This window comes from Pseudomonas sp. MWU16-30322, assembly GCF_020515535.1.
In the GTDB taxonomy this organism is placed as follows: domain Bacteria; phylum Pseudomonadota; class Gammaproteobacteria; order Pseudomonadales; family Pseudomonadaceae; genus Aquipseudomonas; species Aquipseudomonas fluorescens_H.
This window is the reverse complement of the sequence record NZ_JAIWYL010000001.1, coordinates 519241-532323: the sequence shown is the minus strand read 5'-3', so window position 1 is coordinate 532323 and position 13083 is coordinate 519241. Positions and strand designations below refer to the sequence as shown.

The 13083-nt window shown below is 60.1% G+C and carries 11 protein-coding genes; 10 read left to right on the top strand and 1 reads right to left on the bottom strand.

The features are described 5' to 3' along the window. Positions 1–89: 89 nt before the first annotated feature. Positions 90–674, bottom strand: a complete 585-nt coding sequence (locus LCH64_RS02305; protein ID WP_226499365.1) for a TetR/AcrR family transcriptional regulator — start codon at positions 672–674, stop codon at positions 90–92. A 196-nt stretch (positions 675–870) separates the two neighbouring features. Between LCH64_RS02305 and LCH64_RS02300 the strand changes: the two genes are divergently transcribed. From LCH64_RS02300 to LCH64_RS02255, 10 genes are all read left to right on the top strand, one after another. Then, entirely contained in the window at positions 871–1548 is a 678-nt protein-coding gene (locus LCH64_RS02300; RefSeq protein WP_226499364.1) for a type 1 glutamine amidotransferase domain-containing protein, read from the top strand. 95 nt (positions 1549–1643) lie between these two features. Then, on the top strand, positions 1644–2768 hold the full coding sequence (locus tag LCH64_RS02295) for an alkene reductase (protein WP_226499363.1): 1125 nt from the start codon (positions 1644–1646) through the stop codon (positions 2766–2768). 241 nt (positions 2769–3009) lie between these two features. Next, the gene (gene folE / locus LCH64_RS02290) at positions 3010–3570 is read left to right on the top strand and encodes a GTP cyclohydrolase I FolE (RefSeq protein ID WP_226499362.1); all 561 of its coding nucleotides are present in this window, start codon (positions 3010–3012) and stop codon (positions 3568–3570) included. 107 nt (positions 3571–3677) lie between these two features. Beyond that, entirely contained in the window at positions 3678–4220 is a 543-nt protein-coding gene (locus LCH64_RS02285) for a DUF3833 family protein (protein WP_003224895.1), read from the top strand. Beyond that, positions 4217–4927, top strand: a complete 711-nt coding sequence (locus tag LCH64_RS02280; RefSeq protein WP_226499361.1) for an SDR family NAD(P)-dependent oxidoreductase — start codon at positions 4217–4219, stop codon at positions 4925–4927. The genes LCH64_RS02285 and LCH64_RS02280 overlap by 4 nt, the downstream gene beginning before the upstream one ends. A 14-nt stretch (positions 4928–4941) precedes the next feature. Next, positions 4942–5247: a DUF6482 family protein gene (locus LCH64_RS02275; protein ID WP_003224897.1), complete on the top strand. Its 306-nt coding sequence runs from the start codon at positions 4942–4944 to the stop codon at positions 5245–5247. Between the two features lie 25 nt (positions 5248–5272). After that, positions 5273–6811: a cryptochrome/photolyase family protein gene (locus LCH64_RS02270; RefSeq protein ID WP_226499360.1), complete on the top strand. Its 1539-nt coding sequence runs from the start codon at positions 5273–5275 to the stop codon at positions 6809–6811. Positions 6812–6984: 173 nt separating this feature from the next. Next, positions 6985–9945, top strand: coding sequence for a PAS domain-containing protein (locus LCH64_RS02265; RefSeq protein WP_226499359.1), 2961 nt, complete (start codon positions 6985–6987; stop codon positions 9943–9945). 59 nt (positions 9946–10004) lie between these two features. Then, positions 10005–10448: a TspO/MBR family protein gene (locus LCH64_RS02260; protein ID WP_226499461.1), complete on the top strand. Its 444-nt coding sequence runs from the start codon at positions 10005–10007 to the stop codon at positions 10446–10448. Positions 10449–10654: 206 nt separating this feature from the next. Further along, a complete protein-coding gene (locus tag LCH64_RS02255) occupies positions 10655–13060 on the top strand; it encodes a glucose/quinate/shikimate family membrane-bound PQQ-dependent dehydrogenase (protein WP_226499358.1) in 2406 nt (801 codons plus the stop codon). Positions 13061–13083: the final 23 nt, after the last annotated feature.

Sequence of the window (13083 nt, the reverse complement as noted above, 5' to 3'; positions counted from 1 at the left end):
CCAGAGATCATGGCGAAGCCGACCACACGGCCTGCTCGTAACGATGCAGGGGGGCGCGTGGTTAAAATCGCTATAAGCCTTTGTTGTCCTCAGTTTTGCAGAAGCCGTTTCGTCATCACCATCGACGTCTGCAACGATTGCCCCGTGCGCTGCAGCTTGTTCAACAAACTGGCGCCCAACCAGAGTTGATAAAGAGTTTCTGCCAGTTGGCGAGCGTCGGTAACCGGCAGACTTTTATCCAGTTGCCCTTCTTCCAGGCACGTCGTGATGCGCGCAACGATGCGCTCGGCGCCGTCACGCAGCGTGAGTCGCATTGACTCGGACAGGTCGGCGACTTCCGCACTCAACTTCACCACCAGGCACTCATCGCCATGGCCTTCCAGGGTGCAACGATTCTGCCAGCCCTGCCAGTAATCCATCAGCCGCTCATAAGCGTTGAGCCCAGGCAGTGTCAGGCGTCGTTCCATGTCTGCGAGGTAGCCGACAAAGTAATCCTCGAGCAGCGCCTGCCCGTAGAGTTCTTTGGATTTGAAATAGTGATAGAACGAGCCTTTGGGCACACCGGCGGTCTGCAGGATCTCGCTCAGGCCAACGCTGGTGAAGCCCTTTTCGGCCATCATGCGGTGGCCAGTGTCGAGCAAGTGTTGGCGAGTATCGTCGTAGGTCGGTTTCATGGGGCGCAAAATACCAAACATTAGACCAGTCGTATATTTCTGATGAGCAGCAGTTTGCCACAGTGACCACTCGGGGACACGGTCGCAAAAATTTACTAGACGACCGGTCTAATATAAACCTATTCTGTGCCCGTCACTCCTCCCGAGGTGTCGCAGACGAACCCGTCGAGGACACCAGACCAACACAGGGCGCTCTATGAAAATCTTGATGGTTCTGACTTCCCACGATCAACTTGGCAACACCGGCAAGAAAACCGGCTTCTGGCTCGAAGAGTTCGCAGCTCCCTACTACGCCTTCAAGGATGCCGGTGCGCAGATCACCCTGGTATCGCCGGCCGGCGGTCAGCCACCGCTCGATCCGAAAAGTGATGAGCCTGATGCACAGACCGCTGAAACCGACCGTTTCCGCAAGGACCCTGCTGCCCAAAAGGCACTGGCCAATACCGGGCGCCTGGCGGATGTCAGCGCTGACGATTTCGATGCCGTGTTTTATCCCGGTGGCCATGGCCCGCTGTGGGATCTGGCCGAAGACCAACACTCGATCGCCTTGATCGAAGCCTTCGACCGCAGCAACAAACCTCACGGTTTTGTCTGCCATGCACCGGGCGTTCTGCGTCACGTGGTGGCTGCCGATGGCAAACCGTTGATTCAAGGCCGGGACGTCACCGGTTTCACCAATGCTGAAGAAGCCGCTGTGGGCCTGACGGATGTCGTGCCGTTCCTGATCGAAGACGAATTTCAGCGTCTCGGTGGGCGTTACTCCAAAGTGGCTGACTGGCAGGTTCACGTGGTGACCGATGGTCAACTGGTGACGGGTCAAAACCCTGCCAGCTCGGCAGCCGTCGCTGAAAAACTGCTGAAACTGTTGGCCTGAGCCGTCCAGCGCCCCAGACACCGTGCGCGTGACGCACGGTGTTTTTTTACCGCATTACTAGTCGACTGGTCTAATAAAACCAAAACAGGAATTACATGAAAAACAGCCCTTACTTCACCCCCGTCAAACTGGGCCTGCACACCCTGAAGAACCGCATTGTCCTGCCTCCCCTCACCCGCCAGCGCAGCACACAACCGGGCAATGTCGCCAACGCCTTGATGGCCGAGTATTACCAGCAACGTGCCGGCGCCGGTCTGCTGGTCACCGAAGGTACGCAGATCGAGCCTCGCGGTCAGGGCTACGCCTGGACGCCTGGCATTCACACCCCTGAACAAATTGCCGGATGGCGTAAGGTCACCGAAGCGGTGCATGCAAAGGACGGCGTGATATTCGCGCAGCTTTGGCACGTCGGACGTGTGTCCCATACCGCGTTGCAGCCCGATGGCGCGGCACCCGTTTCAGCTTCTGCCATCGCCACCGAGCGTGTCAGCGTATTCATCGAAACCGCGCCGGGTGCTGGCGAGCTGGTTACACCCTCCGCGCCGCGAGCGCTGAGCACCGATGAAGTCCAGGAACTGGTTCAGCTTTATATTCAGGCGGCGCGCAATGCGATGGACGCCGGCTTCGACGGGATCGAACTGCACTGTGCCAACGGCTATCTGGTGAACCAGTTCATTTCTGCCCACAGCAATGTGCGCACCGATCAGTACGGTGGCTCGCTGCACAATCGCCTGCGTTTTCTGCGCGAAGTGGTATCGGGTGTCGCCGAGTGCATCGGCAAGGAGAAAGTCGGCGTGCGGTTCGCGCCATTGTTCACCACCACCGATGAAGCGCGCACCTATCTGGGCATGGTGGAAGAAGACCCGCACACCACTTATATCGAAGCGATCAAGGTGCTTGAGGATGTGGGCATTGCCTACCTGTCAATCGCCGAAGCTGACTGGGACGACGCGCCCGTGATGCCGCAGACTTTCCGCCGTGCAGTGCGCGACACCTTCAGTGGCGCGATCATCTATGCCGGGCGCTACAACGCTGAGTCCGGCGCACAATTGCTTGAGTCGGGACTGGCCGATCTGGTGGCTTTCGGTCGTCCGTTCATGGCCAACCCGGACCTGCCGGCGCGCATCGCCAATGGCTGGCCGCTCAATCCGTTGAATCCCGCCACGGTCTACGGCGGCAATGCCGAAGGCTATGTGGATTACCCGACCTACAGCGAATAATTCAGCCAATTCGCACCGCGCTCCCATTTCCGCGGGAGCGCATCCTCTTCTCCCCGCTACACCCGCAACCTCACGCGCTGCGATGTGAGGTTCTCGCATCTGCACAAAAAAGATCTCCGATTCATTGTCAGGTGGATTTTTTCAGCCTATCTTGAATAAAACCTATACAAAGCACTTCATTGCGTACAACTCTTCCGCTATGGATTGGCCCTCACGCACCGCACCGCCGCGAGAACCCTGAATGAATCCTCTACTTGCCAGCCATTACCGTGAAATCCTCATCGGCGTCGGCGAAGACCCCGAGCGTGAAGGCCTGCTGGATACGCCCAAACGTGCGGCCAAAGCGATGCAGTATCTGTGCAATGGCTACACGATGAGCCTTGAAGACGTCACCAACGGTGCGCTGTTCGAGTCGCAGAACGATGAGATGGTCATCGTCAGTGACATCGAGCTCTATTCCCTGTGTGAGCACCACATGCTGCCCTTCATCGGCAAGGCGCACGTGGCGTACATCCCCACCGGCCGAGTGCTGGGGCTGTCGAAGGTAGCGCGTGTGGTGGACATGTTCGCCCGTCGTTTGCAGATCCAGGAAAACCTCACCCGGCAAATCGCCGAGGCGATCCAGCAGATCACCGATGCAGCCGGGGTGGCCGTGGTCATTGAAGCAAGACACATGTGCATGATGATGCGCGGCGTGGAAAAGCAGAACTCGATCATGACCTCATCGGTGATGCTCGGCGCCTTTCGCGACAGCTCCACGACGCGCCAGGAGTTCCTGCAATTGATCGGGCGGCGAAGTTGATTTCCGACCTTCGACAGGTGCAATAAACCTGTACACGACAAACCCACTGTACAAGCACGATATTCCCAACTTCACCCTCCATACCTGTGCACTCAGGGAGAACGGCAATGGCCCGACTTGTGCTCTTACTGGCTCTGGTACTCGGCGTTGCGAGCTGCGGCAGCGTGGATGTCGCCCGCTATGCGGATCAGCAACCGGCGTTGGATCTGCAGCGCTTTTTCAGCAAACCCGTGAAAGCCTGGGGGATGTTTCAGAAGCGCTCCGGGGAAGTGGTCAAGCGTTTCGAGGTCAACATCGTCAGCCATCGTGAAGGCGACAACCTGATTCTCGATGAGCACTTCCTGTACAGCGACGGCACGCGCCAACGTCGCGTCTGGACCCTGACGCCGGAGGGCCAGGGACGCTGGAGCGGTCGTGCGGGTGACGTGGTGGGTGTCGCCACAGGCCAGGTCGCCGGCAATGCGTTGCACTGGCGTTATCACCTGAATCTGCCGGTCGATGGCTCGACCTATGAAATGAGCATGGACGACTGGATGTACCAGATGGATGAGGACACGCTGATCAACCGCACCAGCATGTCCAAGCTCGGTGTTGAAGTCGGCCAGGTGACCTTGTTCTTCCGTCGCCAGGGCGCGGGGGAAACACAGTGAACAGCGGGTTCACCATGGCCTCCCTGGGCGACGGTTATCGCGCGCTGGTGATCGGCGCGAGTGGAGCCATTGGTCGCGCATTTTGCGAACAGCTCAGTCAGGACTCGCGATGTGCCGCGGTTCGCGAGCTGGGGCGCAATACCGTTCCGGCACTGGATCTGGAGCAACCGGAAACGATCGCCAGCGCCGCCGCCGAATTGGCAGCAGAAGCGCCCTATCAGTTGATCGTGCACGCCGCCGGGTTGCTGCATCGCGACCGGATCAAGCCGGAAAAAAGCTACAGCGCGATCGAAGCGGATGCGCTGCAAGCCGTGTTTCAAGTGAACACGTTGGGGCCGGCATTGGTGTTGCGGCATTTTTTGCCGCTGCTCGACCCTCAAGGAGCAATGGCGATGCTCTCGGCAAAGGCCGGAAGCATCGGCGACAACCGTTTGGGTGGCTGGTACTCGTATCGCGCTTCAAAGGCAGCACTGAACATGCTGATCAAGACCGCCGCCATCGAACTCGCTCGCACCCGCCCGCACAGCCGCTTGCTGAGTCTGCACCCGGGCACGGTCGTGTCGGGGTTGTCGCAACCTTTTCGCGGCGCTGCCAGCGCCCGCCCGGCAGACGTTGCCGCAGACCAGTTACTGAACCTGATTGACCAGTTGACGCCGGCCGACAGCGGCCATTTCTTTGCCTACGATGGACAACGCCTGCCCTGGTAGGCAAGGAGTGAAGCATGAATCTGCAAACCCTGACCGAGCGTGCGGCCAACAGCGAAATACGTGAGCTGGAACTGCTGTCGCTTGAAGGTGGTTTTTACCTGGCCCGCATCCGCCTGGATCACGGCCAGTTCACCTTGCTCGACGACGCGGCGAAACCGATGCACTTGCGTTCAATCACCCATCTGCGTGACTTGCTGCAGACCGTGCCGGCATTCCCTTGCGTGTTGGTGCAGCAATGCGTGCACGACGAAATGTGCGGGCGTGATGCAGACCCGGTCGAAGAACTGCGCATTCCGTTTTCGCTGACCACACCGTTATGAAACGAATGCTGCCGGATCGCACTGAATGAACCAGAATCGTCGGTTGTGCCTGGTGCTGGGCGATCAATTGTCCTTCGATCTGGCTTCCTTACAGACGCTCGATAGCGAGCGCGACACCGTGCTGCTGGTCGAGGTCATGGAAGAAGCCAGCCATGTGCCGCACCACCCGCAAAAGATTGCCTTGATCTTCAGCGCCATGCGTCATTTCGCACAGGCACTGCGAGACCAGGGCGTTCGTGTCGAATATGTGAGCCTGGATGATCCGCACAACAGCGGTTCAGTGCCGGGGGAATTACAGCGTTGGCAACAGCGGCTGCAGGCCGAGGAAGTGCACATCACCGAGTGCGGGGACTGGCGACTGGAGCAGTCGATCAAGGACTGTGGTCTGCCCGTTTATTGGCACGCCGACACGCGTTTTCTGTGCAGTCGTGCCGAGTTTGCCGCTTGGGCTGCCGGCAAAAAGCAGTTGCGCATGGAGTTCTTTTATCGCGAGATGCGCCGCAAGAGTCGCTTGCTACTCAACGGCGACGGCACGCCGGTGGGCGGCGCGTGGAACTTCGATGCGGAGAATCGCAAGGCCCTGCCCAAAGGCGTGAAGGCGCCCTACCCGGTCCGCTTCAGCAACGACGCCATCACCCGTGAAGTGCTTGCGTTGGTGAAGGCGCGCTTCAGCCAGCACTACGGCGCACTCGACGACTTCAACTACCCGGTCACCCATGCCGACGCGCAGGCGCTGTGGGCATACTTTCTGGATTATGGTCTGGCAGGATTCGGCGACTATCAGGACGCCATGGCCAGTGATGAACCCTTCCTGTTTCATGCGCGGATCAGCGCCGCACTCAACATTGGCCTGCTGGATTTGCGACAGCTGTGCAGCGATGTCGAATCGGCCTATTGGTCAGGAAGGATTGCCCTGAATGCCGCCGAAGGCTTCATTCGGCAACTGATCGGCTGGCGTGAATATGTGCGAGGCGTGTACTGGCTGAAAATGCCGGACTACGCACTGGGCAATGCATTCGGCAACAGCCGGCCATTGCCCGAGTTCTACTGGACCGGTGCTACGCAGATGAACTGCATGCGCCAGGCCATCGGCCAGAGTCTGCAGCATGCCTACGCGCACCACATTCAGCGGTTGATGGTCACCGGCAATTTCGCCCTGCTCGCCGGCATCGCGCCGAGCCAGATCTGTGAGTGGTATCTGGCCATCTACATGGACGCCTTCGACTGGGTCGAGCTGCCCAACACGCTGGGCATGGTCATGCACGCCGATGGCGGTTATCTCGGTTCCAAACCTTATTGCGCCAGTGGCCAATACATCAATCGCATGTCCGACTACTGTCGAGGTTGCGCCTACAAGGTCAGCGAAAGCACGGCGGACAATGCCTGCCCGTTCAATGCGTTGTACTGGCATTTCCTGATGCGCAACGGTGATCTGCTGCGCGGCAATCAGCGCATGGCGATGATGTACAAGAACCTGGACCGCATGCCGCAAGCCAAGCAGGACGCGCTGTGGCAACGCGGGCAGAACCTGTTGGCGCGCCTGGATAATGGCGAGTCGATCTGAAAATGAACATTTGCCTGGTACGGTCGCGCGCGGGCAGTGAAACTTAACCACAGCGCGCCCTGTCAACGGATGAATGGCATGAAAAACATCGTCAGTGTCCGACCGCTGTTGCGCCGGCTGTATGCATGCGCTTTTTCAAACCAGCCCCTAAAAAATCCAACAAAGCAGGTGTGATGGACATCCTCAAACATCTTGATCGCGAAGCGCTTGAGGCCGAAGTAACACGATTGCGGGCGGCGCTTGAGAGTGCCCGGGGCGATACACGCGACATCGGTATCGAGCAAGACATGGCGGCGCAATTGCAAGCCAGCCGAACTGCGCTCGCCCGCAGCGAAGCTCGCCAGCGCGCGGTTTTCGAGTGCGCGATCGATTTCGCGATGGTCGTCACCGACCCCGCCGGGCGGATCACCGAGTGGAACTCAGGCGCCACCAACGTACTGGGTTGGGCTGCCGAGGAAGTTCGCGGACAGAGTGTGGCGTGTTTTTTCACCCCAGAGGATCGCGCCGCCGGGCGGGTCGAACAGGAAATGCAACGCGCCCTCGTCGAGGGGCGTGCTTACGATGAGCGTTGGCATCTGCGCAAGGACGGTGAACTGTTCTGGGCTTCGGGTGAGCTGATGCCGCTCTACGATGAAAATCAGACTCACCTGGGCTTTGTGAAAATCCTGCGCGACCGCACTCGAGAGCATCTGATCGTCCGTGCGATGGCCGACACTCAGGAGCGCTATCGACTGGCCGTCAAGGCCACCAGCGATGCTGTCTGGGACTGGGATCTGCAAACCAACCAGATCATCTGGAACGAGGCCCTGCAACAGGCTTACGGTTTCGAGCTGGAGAACCTTGATTGCAGCGGTGACTGGCGGTTTGCCCGGATCCATCCGCAGGATCGGGCCAGGGTGCAGGCTTCGATCCGCGCGGCCATCGACGGCGATGGCACGACGTGGAGCGCCGAATATCGATTCTGCTGCGAAGACGGCTCGTATGCCGAGGTGCTCGATCGCGGCCACTTGATTCGCAATACCGCCGGCCAGGCCGAACGCATGATCGGCGCGATGCTCGACCTGACTCGCTCGCGTAGCGCCGAAACCGCGCTGCGCAAGAGTGAAGAACGCTTCAGCACGATTCTGGAGACCATCGAGTCCGCGTTCGCTATCGTCAAGGTCAAATTCGACGCCGAGGATAAACCCGTCGACTACTACTTCGTCGAAGCCAACCCGGCATTCGAACGCCAGTGCGGGGTCAACTTGCGCGGCAAATGGGTGACCGAGTTCGCGCCCAATCTAGAAAGTTTCTGGTTCGAAACCTACGGCCACGTGGCCAAAACTGGTGAGCCCGCGAACTTCGAAAATTACGCCAACACCTTTGAACGCTGGTTCGACGTGCGCGCGGTGCGTGTGGGCGATCCGGCCGACCGGCAGATCGCGATCCTGTTCAACGACGTCACTGAGCGGCGCGATGCCCAGGAGCGCTTGCGTGCCAGCGAGGCGATTGCCCGGGAGAACGTCGAGCGTGTGCAACTGGCGCTCGCGGCGGGCGCAATTATCGGCACCTGGCACTGGGACCTGCCCACCGACCGCTTTGCCGTGGATGAAGCGTTCGCCCGGGTGTTTGACCTCGATCCGGGGCTGGGCCGTGAAGGGCTGAGTCTCGAGCAAGTGATGGCGACCGTGCATCCCGAAGATCGCGATGGACTGACCACCGCGATCAGCGAAGCCATCGGCCGTGGTGGCGCCTACTCCCATCAGTACCGGGTGCGCCGCGCGGACGGCAAGTACCAGTGGATCGAGGCCAACGGCCGTGTTGAATGTGCCAATGATGGAACGCCGTTGCGCTTTCCCGGCGTGCTGATCGACGTCGAGGAACGGCGCAATGTCGAAGCGGAGCGCGACCGCGCCATCGCCGCGTTGCGTGCGCTCAACGATACGCTGGAGCAGCGCGTATCATCGCGCACCGCAGAGTTGATGCAAGCCGAAGAGAAGCTGCGGCAGTCGCAGAAAATGGAGGCCGTCGGCCAACTGACCGGGGGCCTGGCGCATGACTTCAACAATCTGCTGGCCGGCATTTCCGGCGCGCTGGAGTTGATGGGCGCGCGGATCAGCCAAGGCCGATTGGGTGAAGTCGACAAGTACATGGTGACCGCACAAGGCGCGGTCAAGCGAGCCGCGGCCCTGACCCACCGCCTTCTGGCGTTCTCCAGACGCCAGACCCTTGATCCGCGGCCAACCGACGTCAACACGCTGATGACCGGCATGACCGAACTGATCCAGCGTACGGTCGGCCCCAGCATCGTCCTGGAAACCCGCGCCGCATCAGGGCTCTGGCCAACGCTGGTCGATGCCAGCCAGTTGGAGAATGCCCTGCTAAACCTGTGCATCAACGCCCGCGATGCCATGCCGGACGGCGGGCGCATCACCATCGAAACGGCCAACCGTACGCTGGACTCCGAGACTGCCCGCGCGCTGGACATGCCCGAAGGCCAATACCTGTGCCTGTGCGTGACCGATACCGGCACCGGCATGACCGCGGATGTCATCGCCAAAGCCTTCGACCCGTTCTTCACCACCAAACCGCTGGGCCAGGGCACGGGGCTGGGGCTGTCGATGATTTACGGTTTCGCCAAGCAGTCCGGTGGCCAGGTGCGTGTGCATTCGCAGGTCGGCCATGGCACCGAGATGTGCATCTACCTGCCTCGTTATCATGGTGAACCGGTGCCGAACCACGATGACCGGGATGCTGCTCCGTTGGCATTGCCCAAGGCAGGCGAGACGATTCTGGTGGTGGACGACGAGCCTACGGTGCGCGCGTTGTTGACGGATGTACTCGGTGATCTCGGCTACACCTTGATAGAAGCTGCTGACAGTGTGGTCGGGCTGAAGATGTTGCGCTCGGACATTCACATCGACTTGCTGATCACCGACGTCGGCTTGCCGGGTGGCATGAACGGTCGACAACTCGCCGATGCCGGCCGGGAAATCCGCCAGAACCTCAAGACCCTGTTCATTACCGGGTACGCAGAAAACGCGGTGATTGGCGCCGGTCAGTTGGGCCCGGACATGCAGGTGCTGACCAAGCCGTTTGCCGTCGACACGCTGGTGGCGCGGGTCAGTGACCTGATGGCGATGAAATCCGAATGAGCGACCGTTGCGGCGCTATAACCCCAGACAGAGTGGCTGCGGCCAAGGAGTGATAAATGGTGACTTTTCTGATTTTTCTGATCGCGTGCGGCGCTGCAGCAAGTACCGGGGTGATTTTCAAACCCGGTCAATGGTACGAAGGGCTTAACAAACCCGGATTCACCCCACCCAACTGGGCGTTTCCGGTGGCCTGGACGATTATCTATCTACTGCTGGCCTGGGCCGGCTATCGCTTGAGCCTGATTCCTGGCAGTCAGACGGTCCTGGCGCTGTGGGCAGCGCAGATTGCCTTGAACACGTTGTGGACGCCGGTGTTCTTCGGCGCACATCAGGTGGCGGCTGCCATGGTGATTCTGCTGGTGCTGTGGCTGGTGGTCGCGGCGATGGTAATTATGACCTTGCGCCTGGATTTGATCACCGGGTTGATCCTGTTTCCGTATCTGGCCTGGCTGTGTGTGGCGGCAGCGTTGAATTTTTCGATTCTGCGCAATAATCGTGGTTGATGACGACAGCTGTCATAACTCCCATTTTTTCTGACAAAAAGGCTTATTTGCAGGCATTCAAAATATCTTTCCAGGCCCTTGAAAGCGCAGGTCCCCGCTCAGGACGGGAATTTCGCAATGAACAACAGTTCATTACTGAATTAGTGATTTAACTAGGTAGTTACCTATCTATATAATGCACGCCTCATTTCAACGGGACATTCAACGTGAAGCAGAGTCAACGCCTCTCGGGTATATCAAAATTCATTCTGGTCGGGCTGGGGGTGATCATCGCCCTGCTCGGCCTGGCACTTGCGGCTGGCGGAGTGAAGCTGGTCAGCCTGGGAGGGTCGTGGTACTTCCTCGTGGGTGGTCTGGTGATGGCCGTTTCCGGTCTGCTGATCGCTCGCTTCAAGACTGCGGGCGCCTGGCTGTTTGCGGCATTTCTGGTGGGGACAGCGATCTGGGCGGTGAGCGATGCCGGGCTGGTGTTCTGGCCAGTATTCTCGCGTCTGTTCATGTTCAGCGCCGTGGGTCTGGCGGTGACGCTGGTCTACCCGCTGCTCAAGCGTGCCAACGGTGGTGTTCCGGGTCGTGGCGCTTACGGCGTTGCCGCTGTCCTGGCCGTGGGACTGGCGGTGGCTGCCGGCAACATGTTCGTTGCGCACCCGACCGTCGCTGCCACCGGCACTGGCCCGGGCCTGACCCCGGTTGAGCCAGACAAGGCGCAAAAAGACTGGGCGCACTACGGCAATACCGAAGGCGGCAGCCGCTTTGCTGCGCTGGACCAGATCAACCGCAACAACGTCGACAAGCTGAAAGTGGCGTGGACCTACCACACCGGTGACGTCGCCGAGAGCGATGGCAACGGTGCCGAAGACCAGCTCACCCCGTTGCAGATCGGCAACAAGGTGTTCATCTGCACCCCGCACAACAACCTGATCGCGCTGGATGCCGACACCGGCAAAGAGCTGTGGAAGAACGCGATCAACGCCAAATCCAAAGTCTGGCAGCGCTGCCGTGGCATGGCCTATTTCGATGCGACCAAGAGCATCGCTCAGCCAAGCAACTCGAGCATCATCGAAGCCAAGCCTGCGCCGGCTGCCAATTGCCAGCGCCGTCTGCTGACCAACACCATCGATGCCCGCCTGATCGCGGTCGATGCCGACACTGGCGAGTTCTGCCAGGGTTTCGGCAACAACGGCCAGGTTGATCTGAAGGCCGGTCTCGGCGATGTGCCGGACAGCTACTACCAGCTCTCCTCCGCGCCGTTGATGGCCGGCACCACTGTGGTGGTCGGCGGTCGTGTCGCCGACAACGTACAGACCGACATGCCGGGCGGCGTGATCCGTGGTTTTGACGTGATCACTGGCGCCATGCGCTGGGCCTTCGACCCGGGCAACCCGCAGGATAAAAAGGCCCCGGCCGAAGGCAGCACCTATGTGCGCAGCACGCCGAACAGCTGGGCGCCGATGTCCTACGATCCGGCGACCAACACCGTGTTCCTGCCGATGGGCAGCTCGTCCACCGACATCTATGGTGTCGAGCGCAGCAAACTCGATCACACCTACGGCGCCTCGATCCTCGCGCTGGACGCCACCACCGGTGATGAACGCTGGGTGTTCCAGACCGTGCACAACGATCTCTGGGACTTCGACCTGCCGATGCAGCCGAGCCTGATCGACTTCACCAAGGACGGCAAAACCGTTCCGGCGCTGGTCATCGGCACCAAGGCCGGGCAGATCTACGTGCTCGATCGTGCCACCGGCAAACCGTTGACCGAGGTTAAAGAGGTCCCGGTCAAAGCCGCCAACATCCCGAACGAACCGTACTCGCCAACCCAGCCAAAATCGGTGGGCATGCCGCAAATCGGTGCCCAGCACCTGACTGAATCGGACATGTGGGGCGCCACCCCGTACGACCAGTTGCTGTGCCGCATCGATTTCAAATCGATGCGTTACGACGGCCTGTACACCGCACCGGGCACTGACAAATCGCTGAGCTTCCCGGGTTCGCTGGGTGGCATGAACTGGGGCAGCATCTCCACTGACCCGGTGCACGGTTTCATCTTCGTCAACGACATGCGCCTGGGTCTGTGGATTCAGATGATCCCGTCGCAGAACAAGGCGCAGGCCTCCTCTGGTGGCGAGGCGTTGAACACCGGCATGGGCGCGGTACCGCTCAAAGGCACGCCATACGCGGTGAACAAAAACCGCTTCCTGTCGGTGGCCGGCATTCCTTGCCAGGCTCCACCGTTCGGCACGCTGACCGCCATTGACATGAAGACACAGAAAGTCGCCTGGCAGGTTCCGGTCGGCACCGTTGAAGACACAGGTCCCCTGGGCATTCGCATGCACCTGCCGATCAAGATCGGTCTGCCGACACTCGGTGGCACCCTGTCGACCCAAGGTGGCCTGATCTTTATTGCCGGCACCCAGGACTTCTATCTGCGCGCCTTCAACAGCGCCAATGGCGAAGAAATCTGGAAAGCGCGTCTGCCGGTTGGCAGTCAGGGCGGCCCGATGACCTACGTTTCGCCGAAAACCGGCAAGCAGTACATCGTCGTCACCGCCGGTGGTGCACGTCAGTCGACCGATCGCGGCGACTACGTGATGGCCTACGCCTTGCCGTAAGCCGCAGCGCCCGTGCTGAACAC